A 24708-nucleotide genomic window follows, 5' to 3' on the forward strand; every position below is an offset into this window, starting at 1 on the left:
GCGCCAGCATCCGAAGCTTTCCGCGAAGGAGTTCCTGACATGAGCGCCCTGGACAACCTGCCCGTCGCCGTCATCGGCGCCGGCCCTGTCGGCCTGGCCGCCGCCGCGCGCCTGCACGAGCGCGACCTGCCGTTCGTCGTCCTGGAAGCCGGGCACGCCGCCGGTGCGGCAGTACGTCAGTGGGGGCACGTACGGCTGTTCTCCCCGTGGCGCTACAACATCGACCCGGCCGCCCGCCTGATCCTGGACGAGGCCGGATGGATCGCCCCCGACCCGCAGGCCCTGCCCACCGGCGCCGAACTTGTCGACGACTACCTCCAGCCGCTCGCGCAGTCGCCGCAGCTCAAGCCGCACCTGCGCTTCGATGCCCGGGTCGAGGCCATCAGCCGTCTCGGCCTGGACCGGCTACGCAGCGCCGGGCGCGACACCACCCCGTTCCTTCTCCGTCTCGCCAGCGGCGACGAACTGCTCGCCCGCGCTGTCATCGACGCCTCCGGCACCTGGCGTACCCCCAACGTGCTGGGCGCGTCCGGCCTGCCGGCACGGGGCGAGGCCGACGTGGCCGCGTACCTGGAGCACGCGTTGCCGGACGTGCTCGGCGCCGACCGGGAACGGTTCGCCGGACGGCACACACTTGTGGTGGGTGCCGGCCACTCGGCGGCCAACACCCTGCTGGTCCTGGCGGACCTGGCCACCCAGCAGCCGGGCACGCAGGTGAGCTGGGCGATCCGTGCCGACACGCCGACGCGGACGTACGGCGGGGGGAGCGCCGACGCCCTCCCGGCGCGCGGCGCCCTCGGATCGCGCCTGCGTGAGCACGTCGACGCCGGCCGGATCCGGCTGCTCACCGGCGTCAGCGTGCACACGCTCACCCCGGCCGACGGGTGTGTCGCAGTGTTCGTCAGGCGTGCCGACGGCACCGAGGAGACGCTCCTGGCCGATCGCGTCGTCGCGGCCACCGGCTTCCGTCCCGACCACTCGACAACCGCGGAGCTGCGCCTCGACCTCGACCCGATCATGGGTGCCACCCGGGCGTTGGCCTCACTGATCGACCCGAACGAGCACTCCTGCGGCACCGTCCCGCCGCACGGCGTCGACGAGCTGACCCACCCGGAACCCGGCTACCACGCGGTCGGCGCGAAGTCCTACGGCCGGGCGCCGACGTTCCTCATGGCCACCGGCTACGAGCAGGTCCGCAGCGTCGTGGCCGCCCTCGCCGGTGACTGGGCAGCCGCCCGGGACGTCCAGCTTGACCTGCCCGAGACCGGCGTCTGCAACAGCAATCCAGTGGACCCTGCCGTCGGCGACGGGTGCTGCGGGTCGACGCCGTCGGTCGAGCCGCCCGCTCGCGGGCTGGCCACCGGGATCTCCGGCGGACTGCTGGGCACCCCGCTCAGCCCGGTCTCTCTCGACGCCGTACCCACCGACGCCCAGGCCGGCGGCTGCTGCGCGAGTTGACGCCCCCGGTGTCCGCCGACCTGGCGGGCACCGAGGGTCTCGCCGGCCGCGCGCCGTCACCGCCGGCTGGCGCAGGCCACGCAGGTACGCGCCGAAGGGCGGGCGGCGAGGCGCTCGTCAGGAATCGGGCGGGAACACCGCTCGCAGACGCCATAGGTGCCGGCGTCGAGGCGTTGCACAGCGACGTCCAACTCGGTCAGCCGTCGGCGGGCCGCTGTCAGGACCGCCGTGAGTTGCGCCCGCTCGAAGGCGATGGTGCTGCCCTCAGGGTCGTGCTCGTCGTCGGCGTTCGACGAACGGGATGCCTCGAAGAGGGCGCGTAGGTCGTCGTCGAGCGCACGCACCTGAGCCTCGGTCGCGTCGCGCGAGGCCAGCAGCTCCGCGCGGACCGCCGAGAAATCCCTGTCCATGCCGACCCACGCTACTGCCAACCGCCCACCGAGAACCCTGCCGACGGGCCGTCGCCGAGCGCGCGTTCACCGCCTGGTGTGGGTGTCGTCGCGGTGCGGGCGGGCGTGCCCGTCGTCCCTGTCGATGCGCAGCTCCCGCTCCAGCTCGGCGATGACCGCCCGCAGGTCATCGAGCCGCTGGGTGAGCGCGATGCGGTCGACCTCGTCGGGTACGCCGTCGCCGTCCTCGTCGTAGTCGGGGGCCAGCCGCTCGGTCATCTCCAGCCGGCGCGCCTCCTCCATGGAGTTGACGATGACGGCGATGAGGATGTTGAGCAGCAGGTTGACGGTGATGAGCACGTAGCTGACGTAGTAGACGAGCGTCCACGGCGAGAGGGCCATGCCCTGCGCGATCAGGTCCGGCAGGGTCTCCAGCGACAGCAGCACGAACAGCGTGAGCAGCGACCGCCCGATGTCGCCGTACTCCTCGGGGTAGGTGGTGCCGAAGATCAGCCAGCCGGCCATGCCGTACACGTAGAGCGTCACGACGGCCAGGGCGAGGAACCCGGCGACGCCGGGGATGCTGCGCCACAGGGCGGAGACGATGGTACGAAGGCCCGGCGAGAACCGCACCAGCCGCAGCATCCGGGCGACCCGCACCACGCGCAGCAGTGCCGAGTCGCCGTGCAGGCCCGGAATGAAGATCGCCGCGATCACCACGAAGTCGAAGACGTTCCAGCCGTGCCGGAAGAAGTCCTGCGGTCGGCGGCCGTAGGCGGCCAGCCGAATGCCGATCTCGACGACGAAGAACGCGCGGAAGGCCAGCTCCAGCGACCGCAGCAGGGTGCCCGCCGAGGTCAGTTCTTCGTAGGTCTCCAGTCCGAGGACGATCCCGTTGGCGAGGATGACGATGACGATGACGATCTCGAAGGGGCGCGACCGCGCGAGTCGGTCGCAGCGGTCAGCCCATCGGGGTCGGCGGTGCGGGGACGAGGCCGGCGTGCCCCGCTGCGCGGGCGCGGATGCTCCACTCACCAGCCCGCCGACCCGGTGGCGTCTTCGGAGGCCGTCGGGCGGGCACACCCGTGGCCGTCATGGCGGCGGTGCGAGAGGCGTCCGGGCATGTCCACAAGCCTAGGCCAAGATCAATAATCGTGGCCGGCCCACTCCGCGCGAGGGCGCCACATCCAGAGGGGACGGCGGGGCCGCGCGCCAACGCCCTCGTAGTGAGCGCTTCTCAGGCTGTGTCGTGGCCGGTAGTATGCGAGTCGCTTCCCTTGCAGCCATCGGGCGAGCCGATCTGGCGAGCTGACCTGGGGAATGTGGATCTCATCCGTCCCAGGTCACGGAGGCCCTCATGTCGTCCCATCCACAAGCGGCGCCATTCACCATCGACGTCCCCGACGACCTGCTCGCCGATCTGGACGAGCGGTTGGCGCGCACTCGTTTCCCCCGTCCCACAGCTAGCGAGTGGCGTGCCGGCACGGATCCGGACTACCTTCGCGAGTTGGTGACCTACTGGCGCAGCGGCTTCGACTGGCGTGCCCGGGAACGCGACCTCAACGCGGTGCCGCACTACATCGCCACCCTGGACGGCCGGAAGGTGCACTTCGTGCACCTGCGCGCTGCGGACTCCGGCGGCACCCGCTCCCCACTGCCGCTGGTGCTCACCCACGGCTGGCCCAGCAGCTTCGTGGAGATGTTGCCGCTCGCGGCCCGGCTGGCCGATCCCGCCGCCTACGGCGGCGAGCAGGACGACGCCTTCGACGTCGTCGTTCCGTCCCTACCGGGCTTCGTGTTCTCGGACCTGCCGAGTGCCGGCCTGGTGACCCCTCCGGTGATTGCTGACCTGTGGGCACGGCTGATGACGGATGTCCTGGGCTACTCGACGTTCGGCGCGTACGGCGGTGACATCGGCTCTCATGTCACAGGCTTTCTCGGGGCCCGGCACCGGCAACAGGTTGTCGGGATCCACACCCACCATCCGACCCTGCATCCTGTTCTCGACGACGACCAGCCATTGTCCGCGGCCGAGCACGCCTACCTGAGAGCGCGATCGAACGAGCACGACGACGGCGACGACGGCTACGCCGCCATCCAGAGCACCCGCCCGGACACCCTCGCGGCGGCCCTGCTCGACTCTCCCGCAGGCCTGGCCGCCTGGATCGTGGAGAAGTATCGGGCCTGGGGCGACTGCCACGGAGATCTCGAATCCCGTTTCAGCAAAGACCTTCTGCTCACCGTCACCACTCTTTACTGGGCGACCGGGACGATCGGCTCGTCCTTCAGGCCCTACTACGACGACTCCCGGACCCCGCCGCTCGGAGCTGTCGACGTGCCAGCAGGAGTCCGGCTCACCCCGGAGGACCGGGACTACCCCCGCGAGTACGCCGAGCGCGTCTACCGTGACCTGCGCCAATGGCGCGGCCCGATCCGGGGAGGCCACTTCCTGCCCCTGGAGGAACCCGACCTCCTCGCCGACGACCTGCGAGACTTCTTCCGACCGCTGCGTCGACGGACGTCACCGGTAGCTGATCAGCTCCAGCAGTGAGCCGTCCGGATCGCGGAAGTACACGCTCCGGCCGCGCCCGGCCCCGCCGTGACGGTCCACCGGGCCGGCCTCCACCTCCACGCCGTGCCGCCGTAGGTGATCGAGTATCTCCTCGACCGTGCCGGGCCAGGCGAGACAGAGGTCGCTGCCGCCGGGTTCGACAGGTCGGCGGGCGACCAGCGGCCCGACGTCCAGGCCGGGGCCGTGCACGTTGAGCTGCTGGCCGCCGAACCGGTACGCCACACGGCCATCGGGATGGTCGACGACCTCGGCGCCCAACACGTCGCGGTAGAACGCCGTGGACCTGTCCCAGTCGCGTACCGCGATGACACAGTGATCAAGTCGGACACCCTCGGGCATGGCATCGACCCTAACCTCCGGCGGCGCGGCAGGTTCAGGCGTTCAGCGTCTCGCGCGGCGGTACGCCGTAGCTGGCGTGGTACCGGGCCGTGAACCTGCTGTGGCTGGCGAATCCCCACCGGCTGGCGATCGCCGACACGGTGTCCCGGCTCGGGTCGGCCCGCAGCAGGTCGCGGTGGGCCCGGTCGAGGCGGATCCGGCGCAGGTACGCCATGGGGGTGGTGCCGAGGTGGCGGCGGAAGGCCAGTTGCACAGCCCGGACGGAGACGGCAGCGGCGTCGGCGATGTTCAGCACGCTGATGTCCCGGTCGGCGTTCTCCTCCATGAAGGTGATGGCGCGGCGCATCGTGGCCGTGCTGGCGTCGCGGCGGTCCTCGATGGTCTCGTCGGTGAACGCGGTGTTGGGAAAGATGGCGAGCGCAGCCGCGGCGAGCATCCGCGCGGCGTTACCGATCACCATCGACTGCGTGCTGGCGTCCGGATTGGTCAGCACGACGTCACTGACGTAGCTGATGATCTTTCGCCATTGCCGGGCGCGGAGGGCGCTGACGGCGCCGAGGTCGGTGAATCGGATCTGGCCCGGCCGCCGTGCCGGTGCGGCAGCGGCCACCTGTGCCAGAACCGCGCGGTCCAGGACGCAGATTTCCACGGCGCCGGGTTGCCAGCGCAGGTTGAACGGTCGGTCGGGTCGGGCGGTGACGAAGACGTCGCCGGGGCCGAACCGGCGGGTGACCCCATCGGAGGTGCGGTCGACGAGGGCGCTGTGAGCGCGGCAGATGATCAGGGCGGCCAGGTCGTCCACCTCGATGTCCAGACGCGACGTCTGTCTGAGGGCGGAGACGGCGAACGCACCGGCGTCGAACCGCTGATGGGCGAAGTGGTACGGATCGCTCCGGGCCTTGATGCGCAGGTCGGTGTCGTACGTGGTGGCCAGGAAGCGGTGGATGGCCGCCGGGTCGCTGCTCTCGAATCGTTGAAACCGCATGCTTGAGGTCATTCGCTGGCTCCGTCCGGGTGGTGCCGCCGGATGCAGCAGAGCCGGCGGCGTGGTCGGGACGTGTCTGGGCGCAAGGGGGCCGGTGTTCGCGGCGCGTTTGTAGACCGGCCGTACGGCGGTGGCACCAGTCCCGCCGGTAACCCGGCGGGGAAGCGGCCAGGGGAGTGACCGTGGAGTGTCGGGTAATCCCACCAATGTGGACTGCCATTGATGGGATTTCCACCATACGGCAGCCTGTCGGCGTCCGGACGGATTTCCGCGATTCAGTGAGCCGACTTCGCTTTCCGGCTACCGCGCCGCATGATGCTGCGCCCGCGGTGCTAGCCGTCCCGGAGGTGGCGGCGAAATCCTGTTTCTGATCTCCCCGGGTGCCGGTGGGCGTCCGGGTGCCTGCCGGGGGTCCGGCCATCAGGCGGAGGTGAACGTTGGGCAGTACCGATCCTGACCGCGTCGTTCGACTGGCGGTCGCCGAGGCGTTGGCGCGGGTGGCCGACCAGGACACCCTCGGGCTGGGCGAGGGCGACGCGCTGGAGAGCCTCGGGGGTGCGCTGCGCGAGGTGCTGCGCCGTGCGCTCGACGACCGCGTACCACTGGCCACCCCCGAGTTCGTCGACATGTGCCGCGAACTGCGCCTGAACCGTGACTCCCTCGACCTGCTGGGGCACCACCTGCTGACGGCGTTGCTGGCGCACCACGTCGGGCCGGACGCCCTGGTCCGCGTCGGGACGCTCCTCGGCACGGTCCGGCGCTACCTGCCCGAACCCCGTCAGCCCGCGCGCCGCAACACCGGCCCGGAAACCCGGCGGCGGGACGTACGCGCTGACAACAGTGTGGTGGGCCGCTACCGGCGGCCGAAACTGCCCGAGCACCTGCCCAGCCCGCCGAGTTGGACCTGCACCGGATGTGGCAGGGAGTGGCCCTGCGCCACCAAGCAGAGCCAACTGCTCGCCGAGTTCGGCGGGGCGCGCGCCGCACTCGCCGTCTACCTCGGCTCCTGCCTGGTCGCCGCCGCCCAGGACCTGCCGACCCTGCCCCTGCCCCGTGCCAGGCTGCGGTTCCTGGGCTGGCTGCCCCGCGCCCGGATGTGACGACACGCGGTACCGGAAGCCCCTTGGCCCTTCACCCCGTACCGCGCCGCCGGCCGTCAGGTCGCGGCGGCGGCCGGTCAGCCGTCGGCGCGGCGGCGGGAACGGGCGGGGCGGATCCGGACGTCCCGCTCGGGCGCCGGCCCGGACCGGTCGCCCGCCGAGGTCGGCTCGGGCCGTACCTGCGCCACCACCTCACACAGGTCCCGCAGCGGGTCGGCGGCCTGGGTCGAGCAGGCGACCCGCTGCAGCAGCGCCCGCAGGGTCGCCGACTCCTCGGACGTGATGGCCCCCAACAGGTGTGATTCGACGCGGCGCAGCGCACCCCGCCGTTGCTCCCAGGCCGCGCGGCCGGCGTCGGTGACGTCCACCAAGCGGCTACGCCGGTCCGCCGGGTCCGCCCGGCGGGCAACGTAGCCGGGCTGTTCCAGGTCGTCGATCAGGTACGTGAGCACGGTGCGGTCGATGCCGAGTTCCTCGGCTATCGCACCCTGGTTGCGGGCGGGCCTGTTGATCGCGGCGGTGAGCACCTGATAGCCGCGCGGGCCGCCGGGAAAGTCGGCGAGGGCGTGCTCCGCCGCCCGCACGTAGCCGCGGAAGGCGACGCCAAGCATCCAGCCCAGGTCGTCGTCGAGCGGATCGGGCCGGTCGCGTACGTCGCTGGCTCCCGTCATGCCCCGAACAATAGCGCGGCTCACGCTATCTTGGTGGCAGTAGATGTTCTATCCGGCATAAGGTCTACGTAACGACGCATCGACCCCCGAGACGTCGCGGAAACGGGAGGCTCACCGATGACCGACTACGGTCACGACCTCATCTTCGGAACGTTCACCACGCCCGGCAGCGACGACCCGGAGCGCACTGTCGGCCTCGCCGTCCTGGCCGAGCAGGTAGGGCTGGACCTTGTCACCTTCCAGGACCACCCCTACCAGCCGAAATTCCTGGATACCTGGACCCTGCTGAGCTACGTCGCCGCGCGGACCAGCCGGGTGCACCTGTCGGCGAACGTCACGAACCTGCCGTTGCGCCCGCCCGCGGTGCTCGCCCGCAGCGTGGCGAGCCTCGACCTGCTCAGCGGCGGCCGGGTCGACCTCGGCCTCGGTGCGGGCGCGTTCTGGGAGGCCATCGAGGCGATGGGCGGTCGACGGCTGACCCCCGGGCAGGGCGTACGCGCGCTGGAGGAGGCCATCGACGTCATCCGCCAGGTCTGGGACGCCGACGCGCGTGGGGGAGTGCGCGTCGACGGCGAGTTCCATCGCGTGCTCGGCGCCAAGCGCGGGCCGGCTCCGGCCCACGCCGTGCCCATCTGGCTCGGCGCGTACAAGCCGAGGATGCTTGAGCTGACCGGCCGCCGGGCCGACGGCTGGCTGCCCTCGCTCGCCTATCTCCAGCCCGGTGACCTGGCCAAGGGCAACGAGCTGATCGACGCCGCCGCACAGCAGGCAGGTCGCTCGCCCCAGGCCGTCCGCCGACTGCTCAACATCTCCGGCCAGTTCGCGACCGCCGAACGCGGGCCGCTGCACGGGCCGGTCGAGCAGTGGGTACGCGAGCTGACCGGGTACGCGCTGAACGACGGCGTCAGCGCGTTCATCCTCGCCAGTGACGACCCGGACGACCTGCGCCGCTTCGCCGGTGAGGTGGCGCCAGCCGTACGGGAACGGGTCGCGGCTGAGCGGGACGCCGCGTTGGCGCGTACCCCGGTCACGAAGCCTGTGGCGGTCACGCCGTCGGCGCGGCCGGCCCGTGCGCGGGTGACCGGCGGCGCGTTCGCTGTGGTGCCGACGCCCGACGACGGCCGGCGGCTCAGCGACCGGCAGGTCTGGGACGAGTCGGCCCGCCCGACCGGCCCGACGCCCGATCCGACGCGCACCTACACCCCGCACGAGCAGGCCAACGGCCAGCACCTCGTGCAGGTCCACGACGGCCTGCGAGCGGAGCTGGCCCAGATCCACGACCTCATCGAGCAGGTCGCGGCCGGCGAGATCGACGCCGGCGCCGCCCGCTCGCAGATCAACACGATGACGATGCGGCAGAACCGGTGGACGCTCGGCGCCTACTGCGAGTCCTACTGCCGGATCGTCACCACCCACCACACCATCGAGGACCAGGCTCTCTTTCCGCGGCTGCGGCACGCCGACCCCCGGCTGGCGCCTGTGGTCGACCGGCTGGAGCAGGAGCACCACGTCATCCACGAGGTGCTGGAGGGCGTCGACAAGGCGCTCGTCGCGTACGTCGGCTCGCCGGACGGGTTGGCCGATCTGCGCGCCGCGGTGAACCTGCTGACCGACGCCCTGCTGTCGCACCTCAGCTACGAGGAGCGGGAGCTTGTCGAGCCGCTGGCCCGGCTGGGGGTGAGCTGACCGGCGTCAGGTGGGGGCTTGCCCCGGCCTGATCTGAGAGACTACTCTCGAAACATGTCTCTCAAGAACCCGTACGGGGATTTCGAGATCACCGAGCCGCAGGCGCTGCGGGCGTTGGCGCATCCCGTCCGGCTCGCCATCCTCGACCGGCTCCAGCGGCACGGCCCGGCAACCGCCACCGGGCTGTCGCCGCACGTCGGCGCGACTCCGTCGGTGGTCAGCTGGCATCTGCGGCACCTCGCGACGTTCGGCCTCGTCACCGACGCGCAGGCGGTTCCGGGGGCCGCCAGCAAGCGGGAACGCTGGTGGCAGGCCGCCGCCCGGGGCTTCCGGTTCGCCCTGCCCGACGACGCCGAAGGCCAGGCCGCCGGCCGGCAACTGCGCGGCGAGATGTTCGCCCGCGCCGCCGAGGCGCCACAACAGTGGCTGCTGCACGACGAGCCCCGCCTGGACGACGCGTGGCGCGGGGTGGCAGGCCTCGCCGACACCCAGTTCGTCGCCACAGTCGAGGAGCTGCGGCACCTGGAAGAGGCGATCGAGGAGCTGCTCGCGCCGTACGTGCGTCGCAAGGACGACGACACACAACCCGCAGGCGCGCAGCTCGTCCGGATGCTGCGCTACCTGCTGCCCGAGCCCGGCGACCCGGGAGCGGCGCAGGACGATTCCGAGGTGGCGCAGGGCGAGCCCGGCGAGCCTGCGGCGTCATGACCGCCGTCGATGCCGTACCCGCACCGGTCCTGCACCGCGACCGGCGGTTCCGCACCTTCTGGATCGGCGAGACGGTCTCCCAGTTCGGCGACCGGATCAGCGAGCTGGCACTGCCGCTGATCGCCGTCTCCTTCCTCGCTGTCACGCCCGCGCAGGTCAGCGTCCTCACGGCACTGATCTGGCTGCCCAACCTGCTGGGCCTGTTCCTCGGCGCGTGGGTCGACCAGCGCACCCACAAGCGGCGAATCCTGATCATCGCCGACCTGATCCGCGCGGCGGTGCTGCTCAGCCTGCCGGTGGCGTACCTGTTCGACGCCGTGACCCTCACCCAGCTCTACCTGGTCGCGCTGCTCACCGGCGCCGGGGCGGTGTTGTTCGCGATGGCGCACCAGGCGTTCTTCGTGGCGCTGGTACCGCGGTCCTCCTATGTGGACGCGACAAGCAAGCTGAGCATGAGCCGCTCGCTGTCGTTTATCGCCGGACCGGCCGTCGGCGGGGGACTGGTCCAGGCGATCACCGCGCCGATCGCGATCGTCGTCGACGCGCTGTCCTTCCTCGGCTCCGCCCTGCTGCTCGGCCGAATCCCGGTCACCGAGACGCCCCCGCCGCCGCGCCGGACGTCCACTCTTGCCCTCGTCCGCGAAGGGCTCGTACTTGTCTTTCGCCACCCGGTGCTGCGCGCCGCGCTCGGCTGCACCAGCACCGTCAACTTCTTCACGTTCATCGCCGCCGCGCTGCTCGTGCTGTATGCCAGCCGTGACCTCGGCCTGTCAGCTGGCGCCATCGGCATCGCGTTCGGCGGCGGCGCGCTCGGTGGACTGGCCGGAGCGGCGCTGGCCCCCCGGGTGTCGCGCGCCATCGGTCTCGGCCGCACCGCGATGATCGGCGTGGTGCTGTTTCCCGCGCCGCTGGCACTGACCGCGCTGATCAGCGGCCCGACCTGGGCGAAGGTGGCCATGCTGGCGGCCATCGAGCTGGTCTCCAGCGTCGGGGTGATGCTGATGGACGTCAACCTCAACGCCCTGCTCACCGCTGTCACGCCCGACGACGCGCGGGGCCGCCGGGCCGGTGCGTACAGCGCCGTCAACTACGGGATCCGACCGCTCGGCGCGCTTGTCGGTGGCGCGCTGGGCACGACCATCGGGCTGCGGCCGACACTTGTCGTCGCCGGCCTGGGCGGCATACTCGCGGTCCTGTGGCTGCTCGCGTCGCCGATCCGTCACATCATGACCATCGACGAACAGGTGGCCTGACCGGCCGAGGTCCGGCTGGTGGCGGTGGGGGCCGGGGTCAGCTGGTCTGCTCCAGCAGCAGCCGGGCCAGCTCGGCGGGTTGCGAGAACATCGGCCAGTGGCCCGTGTCCATCGTGACCAGTCGCCAGTGGCCGCTTGCCACCAGCTCGGTGACGGTGGCATTGGGCTCAGGGCCGTCGAGCAGGCACTTGACGTACGTCGCCGGCAGCTCGCTCAGCGGCCGGTTCAGCACGGCCGGCTCGGCCAGCGTCGCGCCCGGGTGCGGGGTGGAGCCCTCGACCAGGCGGGCGATCTGCCCGTCGGTCAGCCCCTGACCGTCGAAGTCAGCCACGCCCAGCGGTGGCCAGTAGCCGTCGTTGTCGGCGAGCTGCGACGCCAACGCCTCAGGCCCCTGCCACCAGCCGGACACGAACGACTCACCGTCGACAGGCACCTCCGAGTCGACGAAGACCACCCGGGTCAACCGGTCGCCGATCCGCTCGGCGGCCTGACCCACCGGGATCCCCGAGTAGCTGTGTCCGACCAGCACCACGTCACGCAGGTCGCGTCGCTCGACCTCGCCGACGATGTCCTGGACGTGGGTCTGCTGCCCGGCGGGCAGACCCCGCTTCTCGGCGAGGCCGGAGAGGGTCAGCGCATGCGCCTCGTGGCCGGCCGCTCGCAACGGCGCCACCACCTCGTCCCACGCCCACGACCCCAGCCACGCACCCGCCACCAAGACGAAATCAGCCATGGCCGAGACCCTAACGCCGACCTGCGACAGTCGATGGCCCGTGGCCGTAGCCCTTGCGCGCCCCGCCCGCCCGGCGCGTGCAGCTGTCGTCGCATCGCCACCCCCGCAGCCTGGGCCTGCGGCCTCGCCTCAGCCCGTCACGGCCAGGTACGGGCCTCGGCCGCGAAGACCTCCGCAGGACTCTCCACCGGCAGTACGCAGAGCAGGTGCCCGCCGGGCGCCCGCAGGATGCGGCACTCCTGCCACTGGGTCACCTCATTGGCCCCCAGGCCGATGAGGCGGGCGGTCTCGGCCGGTACGTCGTCGGTTTCGATGTCGATATGGAAGCGCGGCGTGTCGTCCACCGACTGGACGGCGGTGACCAGCCCTGGCACGGCTCCGTGTAGGCCGACGAACTGCGGCTCGGCGGGATGCGTGCGGGTGGGCGCGCCCAGCGCGGCCGACCAGAACTGCGCGGCCTGTTCGGCCTCCGCCCGTGGTGTGTCGATCAACAGCGCGTACAGGCGACTTCGGTGCATTGAGGCAACCTATCGCCGTCGCCGCCGCGCTGCTCGCCCTCGACAGCCGGCCCGCCGTGCCGGCATGGCCCGACGGGGCTGTCGTGTTTGTAGTCGGGGATCAACCGGGCGGCGGACCGGGACGGTCGACCTGTGCCGCGAGCCGCTTCGGCGCGAGGAGGCAGTAGCTCTCGGTGAGCAACTCGGCCACCTCGTCCCAGGCCGTGTCGTCGTCCACGACCATGCCCAGCACGGTCGGGCCCCAATCGGGCTTGTAGAACGGATGCCCACTCGCCACGAGCCCGGCGATCTCGTCAGGTGGCGAGCGGAAGATCAGCAGGCAGGCCGGCGAATCCGCGTCGGCGGCGCGCGCGTGGGCCGGCTGGCGGGCCGGATCGACGGTCAGCACATGGGCGAAGGTCCGTTTGCGGATCCGCCAACGGGTGCCCACCCAGGCCGGCTCCTCATAGCTCTCCGGCAGCCCGAGGCAGATCGGCCGGAGCCGGTCGAGGACGTCGGGACTGACATCTCCGGGTTTGGTCACGGTCGGTGACGCTAACCGCCAGGTGTGACAATTCCCGCTCGTCGATGTGCGCCGACCGGCTCCGGCGGTGTGGTGCGCGCCCGCCGGATCCGCCAGGATGGGGCCGGAGCCGCCCACCCACCGGCCTGCCGTCCGCGCCCACCGAGGAGTGCCGTGCCGTCCACCCTGCTCTCACGCCGCGACCTGGACTTCCTGCTGCACGACTGGTTGCGGGTGTCCCACCTCGTCGAGCGTCCCCGCTACGCCGAGCACTCCCGGGAGACGTTCGACGACGCGCTGGACCTCGCCGAGCGGGTCGCCACCGAGCAGTTCGCCACGCACAACCGGGCCGCCGACCTCGCCGAGCCGACGTTCGACGGGCAGCGGGTACGGCTCATCCCGCAGGTCCGCGCCGCGTTGGACAGCTTCGCCGAGACCGGTCTGCTCAGCGCCGGGCTGGACGCCTCGGTCGGTGGCCTCCAACTGCCGCACGCCGTTGCCGCCGCCTGCTTCGCCTGGTTCCAGGCTGCCAATGTGGCCACCTCGGCGTACCCGATGCTCACCCTCGGCAACGCGAACCTGTTGCTGGCCCACGGCAGCGCGGAGCAGGTCGACACCTACGTGCGGCCCATGCTGGAGGGCCGGTTCTACGGCACCATGTGCCTGTCCGAGCCGCACGCGGGCAGCTCGCTCGCCGACATCACCACCCGCGCCGAGCCACAGCCGGACGGCACGTACCGGCTGTTCGGCACCAAGATGTGGATCTCCGGCGGTGATCACGAGCTGGCCGAGAACATCGTCCACCTGGTGCTGGCGCGAATCCCCGGCGGACCACCCGGGGTGAAGGGCATCTCGCTGTTCGTCGTACCCAAGGTGCTCGTCGGGCAGGACGGGTCGCTCGGCGACCGCAACGACGTGGTGCTCGTGGGCCTCAACCACAAGATGGGGTTCCGGGGAACCACGAACACCCTGCTCAGCTTCGGCGACGGCGGGCACACCCCGGGCGGTAGCCCCGGCGCGGTCGGCCACCTGGTCGGCACGCCACACCAGGGGCTCGCCCAGATGTTCCACATGATGAACGAGGCCCGGATCGGCGTCGGCGCCGGCGCCACAGCCCTGGGCTACACCGGCTACCTCAAGAGCCTCCAGTACGCCCGGGAGCGGCCGCAGGGCCGGCCCGTCGGCGCGAAGGACCCGACCACCCCACAGGTGCCGATCATCGATCACCCGGACGTACGGCGGATGCTGCTGGCGCAGAAGAGCTACGTGGAGGGCGCGATGGCCCTGGTGCTCTACTGCGCCCGGCTGCTCGACGAGCAGCAGACCGCCCAGGAGCAGGCCGACCGCGAGCGCGCACACCTGCTCCTGGACGTGCTCACCCCGATCACCAAGAGCTGGCCGTCGCAGTGGTGCCTGGCCGCCAACGACCTGGCGATCCAGGTGCTCGGCGGTGCCGGCTACACCCGCGATCACGACGTGGAGCAGCACTACCGGGACAACCGGCTCAACCCGATCCACGAGGGCACCCACGGCATCCAGGCGCTGGACCTGCTGGGACGCAAGATGACCATGCACGGCGGCGCGGGTCTGCTCCTGCTGACCGAGACGATGGGGGACACCGTCACCCGGGGCCGCAAGGCCGGAGGGGAAACCGCCGAACTGGCCGACCGGTTGGCCGGCGCGGTGGACCGGATCGTTGCGGTCACCCGTCGACTGTGGGCCGACGGTGACCCCGTGCTCGCCCTGGCCAACGCCAGCGCCTACCTGGAGGCGGTCGGGCACGTGGTGATCGCGTGGATGTGGCTGGAGCAGTGGCTGGCGCTGCCGCCGGACGGGGGCGGGGACGCGTTCCACGCCGGCAAGCGGCAGGCGGCCCGCTACTTCTTCACCGTCGAGCTGCCCCGCACCGGCCCCCAGTTCGACCTGCTGGAGAGCCGGGACCGGACCACGCTCGACATGCGCACGGACTGGTTCTGAACGGCAAGCCGCCTCACCGTCGACGGCTCTGGTGGTGCATGGCCTGCCGTCCCTTGACCACGCCCCACACGATCACCGCGACGAGCGCGATAAGCCCGATGATGACCAGCCAGCGGACGGCTTCGAGGAGCAGCCCGAGCAGGATGAGCACGCCGGCCACCACGGCGACAACCCAGAGCATGGCACGCATCTCGACCTCCCGTGACCGGCCCGCCTACGGCGGCGACTCCTGATCTTCTTCCCAGGCCGGGCGGCAGTATGCGCAACGGGGCGCAGAAGTCGGCTCAGGCCGCCATGCGGGCGACGTAGACGGTGTTTGCGGACTGGCCCCCGGTCAGCGGGTTGGCGAACGGCACCACGTGCGCCCGCGCGGTCGCGAACACCTCGGTGAGCGCGGCCGTGAACTCGGCGTCCGGCGGATCGTCCGACCAGAGGGCGAAGACGCCCTCCGGGCGCAGCAGCGCGGCGAGCCTCCGCAGCCCGTCCGGCGTGTAGAACGGGGCATGGCTGGGGTGCAGCACGTTGCGGGGTGAGTGGTCGACGTCGAGCAGCACGGCGTCGAACCGCTGATCCGGCGCGGTGCGAAATCCGGTGTCGTCGGCCACCGAGGCGAAGAAGTCGGCGCGTACGAAACGGGTCCGTGGGTCCTCGGCGAGTCCCGCCGCGAACGGCAGCAGCCCGCGACGATGCCAGTCGATCACGTCCTCGATGGCCTCCACCACCAGTAGTGACCGCACCCTCGGGTCGTCCAGCGCGGCGCACGCCGTGTAGCCCAGACCGAGGCCGCCGACCACCACGTCGAGCGTGTCACCTGTCAGCTCGGCCAGGCCCAGCCGTGCCAGCTCGATCTCCGCGACCGGGAACAGGCTGGACATCAGGTACTCGTCGTCGAGCTTGACCTCGTACACCTCGACCTGCAATGCCGGGTCCCGGCGGCGACGCAGGCTTATCGCTCCGATCGGGGTCTCCCGCCAGGCCAGCTCCTCGAAACGCGCGCCCATTGGTGCCTTCCCGCCGCCGGATTCGTCCCCGGATGCTACCGCTCGGGCGATCCTCGGCCACGCAGGGTCCGCGGGACATCGACGCAACGCATATTCTGTGGCCGGCCGATCCAGCGGAGGGACCTTCATGCCGTCGCGGCAGGACCAGCTGCACTCCTACCAGTTCAGCGTCCAGCGGGCGGTCGCCGCCCTTGTCATGCGGGAGACCGACCCGGCGCAGTCACCGTTTCGACGGCTCGCGGGGGCGGCTCTGGCAAGCGTTCTGGTCGCGGCGATCGGGCTTGGCGGCTTCGCGCTGTACGGCCTGTTCGCCGGCGGTGGCAAGGGCTGGCGCGATCCGGGCGCGGTGATCGTGGAGAAGGAGTCCGGCGCCCGCTTCGTCTACCGCGACCAGCGGCTGCACCCGGTGCTCAACTACGCCTCGGCGCTGCTGATCGTCGGCGCGGACCAGTCCAGGACCGTGCTGGTGTCCCGCCGCTCGATCGACGGCGTGCCGCGCGGGCTGCCGTTGGGCATCGCCGACGCACCGGATTCGTTGCCGGCGCCGGGACGGCTCGCGACCTCGCCCTGGACGGTCTGCTCGTCGATCATCGGCGGCGACGAGCCCCGCTCCGCGCTGCTGATCGGCACCGAACCCGTTGGCGGCCGACCGCTGGGCGACGACGCGTTGCTGCTGCGCCACCCGGACGGCGGCCTGCACCTGGTGTGGCGCCAGCGCCGCTACCTGGTCCGCGATCCCAGCCGGGTGCTGGCGGCGCTGGCCACCACGAGCGCCCGGGCGGTGCCGGTGGCGCCGGCCCTGCTCAACTCGCTGCCCGCCGGCGTCGACCTGGCCCCGCTCGCGCTTCCCGGCGTAGGCCGTCCGGCAACGGGGGTGCCGGGCGCGACGATCGGCCACGTCTTCCTGGTGCGCAACTCCGGCGGCGGCAGGCAGTACGCGGTAGCCCTCGACGGTGGGCTTGCCGGCATCACCGAGTTGCAGGCCGGGCTGCTGCTGGCCCGCACCGGTCAGGGCGAGCCGGAGCCGATGACGCTCGGTCGGTTCGCCGCGCTGCCCACGATGCCGGACCTCGCGCCCAGCGGCCCGACCGCCCCACCGCCGGCGCCACCCCGACTCGCCGCCGCCGACGGCCCGGCGGTCTGCACCCGCGTCGGCGACGACGGCGGTGCCGGCGAGGTGCGCTGGGGCGTACGCCTGCCGGACCTGGCCGCCGTGCCGCGTACCGCGCCGGCCGGCGGTGCCGTGCTGGCCGACCACGTGGTGGTGGAGCCGGGTCGCGGCGCGGTCGTCGAGGCCGCCGCGGCGCCGGGAGCGTCCGGCGGCGCGGTGTCCGTGGTCACCGACCTGGGCCGGCGGTACGTCCTCGCCGACCGGGAGGTGTTGGCGATGCTCGGCTACCGGGACGTGCCTCCGGTGCGACTGCCCGCCGGCCTTGTCAGCCTAGTGCCGGCCGGCGCGACCCTGGACCCGGCCGCCGCGCGGGCGGTGGCGGCCCCGGCGTGATCCAGACCAACCCGGGTGTCAGCTGGCCGGGCGGCGTAGCACGCTGACGGCGAAGTCTGCCTCGTCGCGCCACGGGCGCAGGTCCCAGGTGGCGAAGCGGTGCTCCAGGCGCAGCCCGGCGGCGACCGCGTCGGCGTCGAACGCTGTCAACGGGTAGCCGCGCTCGGTGCCGAAACCCACCGCCAGCACGCCGTCCGGGCGCAGGTGCCCGGCGATCCGACGCAGCACCTCCGGCTCGGTGCCGACGGCGACGAACGCGAGGACGTTGCCGGCGAGCACTGCGGCGTCGAACGGCTCGACCTCGCCGAGCGCCGGAAGGTCCAGTTCGGCAAGGTCGGCGACGAGCCAGCGCGGACCGGGGTAGTCGGCCTGGGCGGCCTGCACCAGCGCCGGGTCTGCGTCCACGCCGACCACGGTGTGGCCCCGCGCGGCCAGCGCGGCACCGACGCGGCCGGTGCCGCTGCCGGCGTCGAGGATCCGCGACCCGGGCGCGACGAGGGTGTCGACCAGACGGGCCTCGCCGGCCAGATCGGCCCCCTCTGCGGCGAGTTTGCGGAACCGGTCGATGTACCACTGCGAGTGCTCCGGACCGGTGTCGGTCGCCCAGCGGGTCGGGTTGGCCATACCGGTCACGGTAGCCGGGCCGGCCGGGTCGCCACCGGCGACCCGGAGCAGCCGGCCCGGCAACCGTTGCCGCTCAGCCCTTCTCCGCGCCGCTGGTAAGCCCCTCGGTGAGCAGCCGTTCGCTGGCGAAGAACAGGATCACGATGGGCAGGGTGAGCACCACCGACCCGGCCATCAGCACCGTCTTGGGCACCTCCACGCCGTCGGCGAGCAGGGACAGCCCGAGCGACACCGTCCACCTGTCGGGCTTGTCGACGAGGAACAGCAGGGCGAAGAGGAACTCGTTCCAGGCGATCATGAAGTCGTAGAGCGCGACCGCCATGATCGACGGCGCGGCGAGCGGCAGGCTGACCCGGCGGATGATGCCGAGCCGACCGGCGCCGTCGATGGCGGCGGACTCCTCCAGACTGACCGGGATCGTCTCGAAGTAGTTCTTCAACATGTAGACCGAGACCGGCAGCGTCTGCGAGATGTAGACGAGCACCAGCCCGAACAGCGAACCGCGCAGCCCGGCCCTGGTGAAGACCACGAACAGCGGGATCGCGATGACGATCGACGGAAACAGGTAGACCGCGAGGAACAGGAAGTCGACCTGCCGCCTACCGAAGAACCGCAGCCGGGCCACCGCGTACGCGCCGGGGATCGCGACCAGCAGCGTGAGCACTGTCGCCGCGACGGCGACCAGGCCGCTGTTGCGCATGAAGGTGAGGAAACCCTGGCCGCCGTCGTCGGTGGCCTTGAGCACCTCGGCGTACGTGGCGACGGTCAGCTCACCGAAGCCGACCACCAGCGCGCCGGGGTCGAGCAGCAGACGCTCGATGGGGCGTACCGACAGCACCAGCATGTAGTAGAAGGGGAAGACGGTGACCACCAGGAACGCGGCGATCACCAGGCGGCGCAGCCAGCGCAGGCTCACCGTCTCGACGACGTCCCTGTCCATCAGCCGACCCTCCGTCCGAAGAACCGCAGGTAGATCAGCACGAACACGATGAGCACCACGGCCAGCACGACCGCCTGCGCGGCGGCGGCGCCGATGTCCGTACGCGCGGTGAGGAACTCGTACACCCGCACGCTGACGACCTCGGTGCCGGCGGCCCCGCCGGTCAGCAGATAGACGTCGTCGAACTTGTTGAACGTCATGATGAAGCGCAGCACCCCCAGCAGGGCGATGACCGGCAGCAACTGCGGCAGCAGGATGTGCCGGAACCGTTGGGTGGGTGTGGCGCCGTCGACCCGGGCGGCCTCCTCCAGCTCGCCGGGCACCGCCTGGAGGCGGGCAAGCAGGAACAGGAAGGCGAACGGGAAGTACCGCCACGCCTCGAACACGATGACGGTGGCCAGTGCTGTCGACTCCTGGGACAGGAACGGCACGGGCGCGTCCCAGCCCAGCAGGCGCTGCCCCCAGTCGTTGACGATGCCGAGCTGCGGGTCGAGCATCACCTGCCAGACGAATGTCACGGCGACCACCGGCGCCACGTACGGCAGCAGCATGGACGCCCGGACCAGCGTCCGGCCCCGGAAGGGCCGGCGGACCACCAGGGCCGCGACCAGGCCGAGCACTATCGACCCGACGGTGCCGCCGATGCTGTAGAGAAGCGTCACCCACAGCGTCTCGGCGAAGCCGGGGGTGTGCAGCACCCTGTCGATGTTGTCCATCGTGAACTCGCCGAACAGCCCGGTCTTGCGCAGGGTGGCGAGCCGGACCCGCTGGAAGGCGAGCACCACGGTCCAGACGATGGGGATGCCGATGACAGCGATCGTGACGAGCAGCGTCGGCGCGACGAGCGCCAGCCCGGCCCGGGATTCACGGCGGCGCAGTGTAAGCGGCCGGCGCTTCGGCGGTGCCGGCCGCTCCCCGGTGGGGGAGCGGCCGGTGTCGGGCGCGGTGGTGGTCAATTGACGCCCGCCTTGATCGCCTCGACGTCCTTCCTGGCCCGGCCGGCGGCTGCCGCCGCGTCGGACTTGCCGCCGACGAGGTCGCCCAGCACCTTGGGCACCGGCAGCTCGCCGAGCATCGCGCCGACCAGCTTGCCCTGCCCCTGGCTGAGCCCCCACCGCCCAAAGGTGTCCGGGCTGCGGCGCAGGGTGGCGAGCACCTCGTCGCCGTACACATCGGCGAGGGGTTTCTTGGTGTCCACGCCGGCCTGGCTGGTGTTCCACGCGGTCAGGTACGCCTCCGGCTGGGCCGGGGTGCCCTTGCGGACCGGGAAGCGGCCTTCGGGGGACATGCCGAACCAGCGGGGGTAGCCGTCGCCGAGCATGTGCTCCACGAAGGACTTCGCCGGATCGGCAGCCGCGCCGTCCAGCACCGCCCACGAGCTGATCTCCCCATACTGGGCCGGTTCGGTGCCGTTCGGGCCCCTGATCGCGGTGACGAACCCGCTGTTCTTCGCGAGGAACGCCGGATCGGCCTGGCACTGCGGGCAGGTCGGCTTGGCGTCGCTGCGCAGCCCGGCCAACTCGTCGAGGATGAACGGCGACCAGATCACCATTGCCGCCTTGCCCGCGAAGTAGGTGGCCCGCGTGGTGTCGACGTCCTGCGCGCCCTTCACCGAGCTGGTGCGGATCAGGTCGCCGTAGAAGCGGAACGCCTCGACGCACTGCGGCGAATCGAGGGTGATACCGCCGGAGTCGTCGGTGAGCTGGCAGCCGTTTGCCAGCGCCAGGTGCTCGAACGTCTGCTGGGTGAACACGTCGCTGGGCGCCGTCGCCGCGGTGATCCCGGCGACGCCGCCGGTGTTCAGCTTCGCCGCGGCGTCGGTGATCCGCTCGTACGTGTCGGGGGCGGGCAGGCCGGCGGCGGCGAACAGGTCCTTGCGGTAGACGAGCAGCTGCCCCCAGCCGTCGCTGGGCACGGAGAGCTGTTTGCCGTCGTCGGCGGTCAACTCCAGCGCCCGGGGGGAGAACGTCTGCCTGCCCAGCTTGTCGACGACCTCCGCGTTCGCCGAGGCGTGCAGCAGCTCGTTGCCCGCGAGCGTACGGATGCCGGCCAGGGACACCGAACCGACCACGTCGGGTAGGTCGCCGGCGGCGGCGTTGGCGGCGATCAGGGACGGGAACTGGTCCTCGTTGACGGTGACCAGGTCGACCTGGATCCCGGTCTTGGCGGTGAAGTCCGCGATGATCGCCTTGGTGGCGGTGACCCGGTCGGCGACGTCTTCCAGACTCCAAACAGTGATCTTTTTGCTGTTGCTGTCGGATCCGTCGTCCCCGCAGGCCAGCAGGGTGGACGCGGTCAGTGCCAGGATCAGGGTGGTGGCGAGTATCCGCCTCGGAGGTGCTGACATCGGTGGCACTCCTCTCGAAGGGTACATGCCGGATTCAACCCCTTCGATTGATCAATGACAAGACATATAGCGATTTTTTGCTATCCTGGAGCCCAGTGCTACCGGGATGTGACACATGGGCAACTGGGTCGTCTCCCTCGCCGGGCCTCGGCAGATCAGCCTCGAGCCCTGCCCGCCGGATCCGCTCGGCCCCGGCCAGGTCCGGGTCCGTACCTGCTACTCGGGCATCTCGGCCGGCACCGAGCTGACCCTCTACCGCGGCAGCAACCCCCGGCTCAGCAAAGACTGGGACGACGCCGCCCGGATGTTCGTCCCTCGGCAGACCCCGGTGCCCTACCCGCTGATCGGGTTCGGCTACGAGGAGGTCGGCGAGGTCGTCGAAGCCGCGCCGGAGGTCACCGACCGGCACCCGGGGCAACTGGTGTGGGGCATCTGGGGGCATCGCGCCGAGGCCGTGCTCGCCGCCGACGCCGTCCGTCCACTGCCCGCCGGCCTGGACCCGCTGGCCGCGGTCTTCGCCCGACCCGGCGCCATCGCGCTGACCTCGGTGCTCGCCGCCGACCTGCACCTCGGCGACTGGGTGGGCGTCTTCGGCCAAGGCGTCATCGGCCTGCTCGCCACCCGCCTCGGCGTACTCTCCGGCGCCCGGGTGGTGGCCGTCGACCGGGTGCCCACCCGCCTGGAGTACGCCGCCCGCTACGGCGCACGGACCACTGTGGACGCCAGCGTCGCGTCCGCCGCCACAGTGCTGCGCCAGGCCACCGGTGGCCGGGGCGCGGACGTCTGCCTGGAGCTGTCCGGGGCGTACCCGGCGCTGCACGAGGCCATCCGGTCCACCGCACACGCCGGCCGGGTCGTGGCCGCCGGCTTCTACCAGGGCCAGGCCGACGGGCTCGGCCTCGGCGAAGAGTTCCACCACAACCGCATCCAGTTGGTGGCCGCCCAGGTCTCCGGCCCCACCCCCGCGCCGAGCATGGCCGGCCGGTGGACAGGCGATCGGGTGGCCGAGACCTTCATGGAGCTGGTGGCTGAGCATCGGGTCGACCCGTTGCCGCTGGTCAGCCACATCGTCGACGCCAGCGCCGTCGCCGACGCCCTCGCGCTGCTCGACAGCGGCGCCGGTGACGTCCTCCAAGTGGTGTTGAGGTTCTAGATGACCACCATCGCGCTCGCCTGCCAGGAACAACTCCTGCCGGGCACCGACCTGATCCAGAAGTACGCTCTCGCCACCGCCCTCGGCTACCAGGGCATCGAGCTGCGCGGGCGCGGCGACGGCGCGTTCGCCCGCCGGCTGCCCGAGCTGCGCCGCGCCCGCGCCGCCGGGGTGGTGATGCCCACCGTCTGCGTCGAGATGGACCACTTCATCGGCGACTTCGACCCCGCCCGGTCCGCCGACGCCGTCGCCAACCTGCGCTCCCAGCTGTCGGTGATCGCCGAGCTGGGCGGCGTCGGGGTGATGACCCCGGCGTCGTGGGGGATGTTCTCCCGCCGGCTGCCACCGTTCGAGCCGCCGCGTCCGCCGGCCGGCGACCGGCTGGTGCTCCTCGACGCCCTCGGCGAGTTGGGCGAGCACGCCCGGGCCGAGGGGGTCACCCTCTTTCTCGAACCCCTCAACAGGTACGAGGACCACATGGTCAACCGCCTCGACGAAGCGGCAGCCCTCTGCGCGGCGGTCGGCGTGCCATCGGTCCGGGTGGTCGCCGACACCTTCCACATGAACATTGAGGAGGACGACGTGCACCGGGCACTGCGTGCCGCCGCGCCGTACCTCGGGCACGTGCAGGTCAGCGACTCCAACCGCTACCAGCCGGGTGCCGGGCACCTGGACTGGCCGGCGCTCGTGCGAACCCTCCTGGAGCTTGACTACCGGGGGTGGCTGGCGTTGGAGTGCCGCCTGCGCGGTGACCCCGTCCGGGCCCTGCAACAGGCCGCCACGGTGCTGCGACACGCGCTGCCCCGGCGGGCCGCGGCATGACCGCCGCCCCGACCCGCACCGGCGGGCCGACCGACCTCGGCGCGCTGCGTCAGCTCGCCGTCACCACCCTCGACGCCAACTGGGAACACGACCACACAGTGCCGTCGCGCACCCTCTACCCACACCAGTGGAGTTGGGACTCGGCGTTCATCGCGATCGGCCTGGCCCACGTCCGCCCCGAGCGGGCCTGGCGGGAGCTGGCAAGCCTCTTTCGGGCGCAGTGGGCCGACGGGCGGGTGCCGCACATCGTGTTCAACCCCGCGCTGCGCGTCGGCGCGTACTTCCCCGGACCGGAACTGTGGCGCTCCACCGACGCCCAGGGGGCGCCCGCCGGGCACACCTCCGGCCTGGTCCAGCCGCCGGTGCACGCCCTCGCCGCGCTGCTGGCGTACCGGAGGGCACCCGAGCCGGTCGGCCTGGCCGCCCTGCATGAGCTCTACCCGGCGCTTGTCGCCCAACAGCGCTACCTCGCCGACCGGCGGGACGTGGCCGGCGACGGGCTTGTCTGCATCGTGCACCCGTGGGAGTCCGGGCTGGACAACAGCCCCGCCTGGGACGACCCGATGGCCGCCGTACCCGCCGAGGCGGCGGTGATGCGCGCGTACCGTCGGCACGACACCGCGCACGCCGACGCCGCGCACCGCCCCACGGACCTCGACTATGCGCGCTACCTGGCGATCGTCGCCGCCTACCGCGACCACGGTTACGCCGACCGCGCGCTGGCCGACCACCCCTTCCTGGTGGAGTGCCCGCTGTTCAACGCGGCGTTCGGGGCCGCCGAACACGCCCTCGCCGAGATCGCCGCGTTGATCGGCGCCGACCCTGGGCCGCACCGGGTCCGCGCGACCCGGATCACCGAAGCATTGGTACGTCGGCTGTACGACCCGGCGACCGGCACCTTCCAACCCCGCGACGTGCGTGCCGGACGGCTGCTCGGTGCGCGTACCGTGCTCGGGCTGACGCCGCTGATCCTGCCCGACCTGCCCACCGCACAGGCCGACGCGCTTGTCGTCGAGGCCCGCTCGGCGCGCTTCGGGGTGGCCGCGCGGATGGACCGCCCGCTGCCCAGCCACGACCGGACCGCACCCGACTTCGAGCCGCTGCGCTACTGGCGCGGGCCGAGCTGGCTGAACATCGGCTGGCTGATACGGCGCGGGCTGCTCGCGCACGGGCACCCCGAGTTGGCGGCTGGGCTGCGCCGGTCGATGATCGGGCTGGTCGCCGGGGCGGGCTGCCACGAGTACTTCCACCCGGACACCGGCGCCGGCCTGGGCTCGGCGGCGTTCGGCTGGACCGCCGCGCTCGTGCTCGACCTGCTCGCCGACGAGGTGTAGCCCTCCGTGTCGGCCCTAGGCAGTGTCTTCAAAGGATCTTCGTGTTGGATGATGTAGCGCGTGGGTCGTCGCTACGAGTTGTCTGACGTTGA

The 24708-nt window shown here is 71.7% G+C and carries 25 protein-coding genes; 11 read left to right on the plus strand and 14 right to left on the minus strand.

Features of this window, described 5'->3' with window-relative positions; genetic code table 11:
* The first annotated feature begins 39 nt into the window (after nt 1-39).
* The gene (locus tag ACLQ23_RS22060) at nt 40-1458 is read left to right on the plus strand and encodes an NAD(P)-binding domain-containing protein (RefSeq protein ID WP_355591482.1); all 1419 of its coding nucleotides are present in this window, start codon (nt 40-42) and stop codon (nt 1456-1458) included.
* A gap of 56 nt (nt 1459-1514) precedes the next feature.
* On the opposite strand, the gene ACLQ23_RS22065 is transcribed toward ACLQ23_RS22060, so the two are convergent.
* Entirely contained in the window at nt 1515-1868 is a 354-nt protein-coding gene (locus tag ACLQ23_RS22065; protein WP_053656814.1) for a TraR/DksA family transcriptional regulator, read from the minus strand.
* A gap of 66 nt (nt 1869-1934) precedes the next feature.
* Nucleotides 1935-2882 carry an ion transporter gene (locus tag ACLQ23_RS22070; protein WP_355591478.1) on the minus strand — a complete coding sequence of 316 codons (948 nt, stop codon included), beginning with the start codon at nt 2880-2882 and terminating at the stop codon, nt 1935-1937.
* Nucleotides 2883-3204: 322 nt separating this feature from the next.
* Here ACLQ23_RS22070 and ACLQ23_RS22075 point away from each other — a divergent pair, with 322 nt between their 5' ends.
* Nucleotides 3205-4398, plus strand: a complete 1194-nt coding sequence (locus ACLQ23_RS22075; protein WP_355591476.1) for an epoxide hydrolase family protein — start codon at nt 3205-3207, stop codon at nt 4396-4398.
* On the opposite strand, the gene ACLQ23_RS22080 is transcribed toward ACLQ23_RS22075, so the two are convergent.
* Together ACLQ23_RS22080 and ACLQ23_RS22085 are read right to left on the minus strand one after the other, a co-directional pair.
* Nucleotides 4369-4758, minus strand: coding sequence for a VOC family protein (locus ACLQ23_RS22080; protein WP_355591473.1), 390 nt, complete (start codon nt 4756-4758; stop codon nt 4369-4371). The genes ACLQ23_RS22075 and ACLQ23_RS22080 overlap by 30 nt on opposite strands.
* A gap of 34 nt (nt 4759-4792) precedes the next feature.
* Entirely contained in the window at nt 4793-5743 is a 951-nt protein-coding gene (locus ACLQ23_RS22085; RefSeq protein ID WP_425735369.1) for a helix-turn-helix transcriptional regulator, read from the minus strand.
* Between the two features lie 437 nt (nt 5744-6180).
* Here ACLQ23_RS22085 and ACLQ23_RS22090 point away from each other — a divergent pair, with 437 nt between their 5' ends.
* Nucleotides 6181-6843: a hypothetical protein gene (locus ACLQ23_RS22090; protein ID WP_425735370.1), complete on the plus strand. Its 663-nt coding sequence runs from the start codon at nt 6181-6183 to the stop codon at nt 6841-6843.
* 77 nt (nt 6844-6920) lie between these two features.
* Here ACLQ23_RS22090 and ACLQ23_RS22095 read toward each other — a convergent pair whose 3' ends face one another.
* Nucleotides 6921-7514, minus strand: a complete 594-nt coding sequence (locus ACLQ23_RS22095; protein WP_355591464.1) for a MarR family winged helix-turn-helix transcriptional regulator — start codon at nt 7512-7514, stop codon at nt 6921-6923.
* Between the two features lie 117 nt (nt 7515-7631).
* Between ACLQ23_RS22095 and ACLQ23_RS22100 the strand changes: the two genes are divergently transcribed.
* Genes ACLQ23_RS22100 through ACLQ23_RS22110 form a run of 3 tightly spaced genes read left to right on the plus strand, consistent with a single transcriptional unit; the run spans nt 7632 to nt 11161 of the window.
* Complete coding sequence (locus ACLQ23_RS22100; protein WP_355591461.1) at nt 7632-9200, plus strand: LLM class flavin-dependent oxidoreductase; 1569 nt, start codon at nt 7632-7634, stop codon at nt 9198-9200.
* 54 nt (nt 9201-9254) lie between these two features.
* Nucleotides 9255-9908 carry an ArsR/SmtB family transcription factor gene (locus ACLQ23_RS22105; RefSeq protein WP_053656827.1) on the plus strand — a complete coding sequence of 218 codons (654 nt, stop codon included), beginning with the start codon at nt 9255-9257 and terminating at the stop codon, nt 9906-9908.
* Entirely contained in the window at nt 9905-11161 is a 1257-nt protein-coding gene (locus ACLQ23_RS22110) for an MFS transporter (RefSeq protein ID WP_053656829.1), read from the plus strand. The genes ACLQ23_RS22105 and ACLQ23_RS22110 overlap by 4 nt, the downstream gene beginning before the upstream one ends.
* A gap of 37 nt (nt 11162-11198) precedes the next feature.
* Here ACLQ23_RS22110 and ACLQ23_RS22115 read toward each other — a convergent pair whose 3' ends face one another.
* From ACLQ23_RS22115 to ACLQ23_RS22125, 3 genes are all read right to left on the minus strand, one after another.
* Nucleotides 11199-11894 carry an alpha/beta fold hydrolase gene (locus ACLQ23_RS22115; protein ID WP_053656831.1) on the minus strand — a complete coding sequence of 232 codons (696 nt, stop codon included), beginning with the start codon at nt 11892-11894 and terminating at the stop codon, nt 11199-11201.
* A gap of 137 nt (nt 11895-12031) precedes the next feature.
* Entirely contained in the window at nt 12032-12412 is a 381-nt protein-coding gene (locus ACLQ23_RS22120; protein WP_053656833.1) for a VOC family protein, read from the minus strand.
* 100 nt (nt 12413-12512) lie between these two features.
* Nucleotides 12513-12935, minus strand: a complete 423-nt coding sequence (locus ACLQ23_RS22125) for an MmcQ/YjbR family DNA-binding protein (protein WP_053656836.1) — start codon at nt 12933-12935, stop codon at nt 12513-12515.
* Nucleotides 12936-13088: 153 nt separating this feature from the next.
* On the opposite strand from ACLQ23_RS22125, the gene ACLQ23_RS22130 reads away from it, so the two are divergent.
* Nucleotides 13089-14891 carry an acyl-CoA dehydrogenase gene (locus tag ACLQ23_RS22130; RefSeq protein WP_053656838.1) on the plus strand — a complete coding sequence of 601 codons (1803 nt, stop codon included), beginning with the start codon at nt 13089-13091 and terminating at the stop codon, nt 14889-14891.
* 13 nt (nt 14892-14904) lie between these two features.
* Here ACLQ23_RS22130 and ACLQ23_RS22135 read toward each other — a convergent pair whose 3' ends face one another.
* Nucleotides 14905-15081 carry a hypothetical protein gene (locus ACLQ23_RS22135; RefSeq protein WP_197281562.1) on the minus strand — a complete coding sequence of 59 codons (177 nt, stop codon included), beginning with the start codon at nt 15079-15081 and terminating at the stop codon, nt 14905-14907.
* Nucleotides 15082-15175: 94 nt separating this feature from the next.
* Nucleotides 15176-15892: a spermidine synthase gene (locus ACLQ23_RS22140; RefSeq protein ID WP_053656840.1), complete on the minus strand. Its 717-nt coding sequence runs from the start codon at nt 15890-15892 to the stop codon at nt 15176-15178.
* A 127-nt stretch (nt 15893-16019) separates the two neighbouring features.
* Here ACLQ23_RS22140 and eccB point away from each other — a divergent pair, with 127 nt between their 5' ends.
* The gene (eccB, locus tag ACLQ23_RS22145) at nt 16020-17396 is read left to right on the plus strand and encodes a type VII secretion protein EccB (RefSeq protein WP_053656842.1); all 1377 of its coding nucleotides are present in this window, start codon (nt 16020-16022) and stop codon (nt 17394-17396) included.
* Between the two features lie 18 nt (nt 17397-17414).
* Here the strand turns inward: eccB and ACLQ23_RS22150 are convergent, their stop codons facing one another.
* From ACLQ23_RS22150 to ACLQ23_RS22165, 4 genes are all read right to left on the minus strand, one after another.
* On the minus strand, nt 17415-18020 hold the full coding sequence (locus ACLQ23_RS22150) for a class I SAM-dependent methyltransferase (protein ID WP_053656972.1): 606 nt from the start codon (nt 18018-18020) through the stop codon (nt 17415-17417).
* Between the two features lie 73 nt (nt 18021-18093).
* On the minus strand, nt 18094-18960 hold the full coding sequence (locus ACLQ23_RS22155; protein WP_053656844.1) for a carbohydrate ABC transporter permease: 867 nt from the start codon (nt 18958-18960) through the stop codon (nt 18094-18096).
* Nucleotides 18960-19916, minus strand: a complete 957-nt coding sequence (locus ACLQ23_RS22160) for a carbohydrate ABC transporter permease (protein ID WP_053656846.1) — start codon at nt 19914-19916, stop codon at nt 18960-18962. The genes ACLQ23_RS22155 and ACLQ23_RS22160 overlap by 1 nt, the downstream gene beginning before the upstream one ends.
* Nucleotides 19913-21307 carry an ABC transporter substrate-binding protein gene (locus tag ACLQ23_RS22165; protein WP_053656847.1) on the minus strand — a complete coding sequence of 465 codons (1395 nt, stop codon included), beginning with the start codon at nt 21305-21307 and terminating at the stop codon, nt 19913-19915. Before ACLQ23_RS22165 ends, ACLQ23_RS22160 begins: the two co-directional genes overlap by 4 nt.
* 115 nt (nt 21308-21422) lie before the next feature.
* Here ACLQ23_RS22165 and ACLQ23_RS22170 point away from each other — a divergent pair, with 115 nt between their 5' ends.
* From ACLQ23_RS22170 to ACLQ23_RS22180, 3 genes are read left to right on the plus strand one after another with little or no spacing between them, the layout of a single operon-like run.
* Nucleotides 21423-22460 carry a zinc-binding dehydrogenase gene (locus tag ACLQ23_RS22170; protein WP_053656849.1) on the plus strand — a complete coding sequence of 346 codons (1038 nt, stop codon included), beginning with the start codon at nt 21423-21425 and terminating at the stop codon, nt 22458-22460.
* Nucleotides 22461-23282, plus strand: a complete 822-nt coding sequence (locus tag ACLQ23_RS22175) for a sugar phosphate isomerase/epimerase family protein (protein ID WP_053656851.1) — start codon at nt 22461-22463, stop codon at nt 23280-23282. It begins immediately after the preceding gene.
* Nucleotides 23279-24616, plus strand: coding sequence for an MGH1-like glycoside hydrolase domain-containing protein (locus tag ACLQ23_RS22180; RefSeq protein WP_053656853.1), 1338 nt, complete (start codon nt 23279-23281; stop codon nt 24614-24616). Before ACLQ23_RS22175 ends, ACLQ23_RS22180 begins: the two co-directional genes overlap by 4 nt.
* Nucleotides 24617-24708: the final 92 nt, after the last annotated feature.

This window comes from Micromonospora sp. DT41, from assembly GCF_049841715.1.
Classification (GTDB): Bacteria; Actinomycetota; Actinomycetes; order Mycobacteriales; family Micromonosporaceae; genus Micromonospora; species Micromonospora profundi.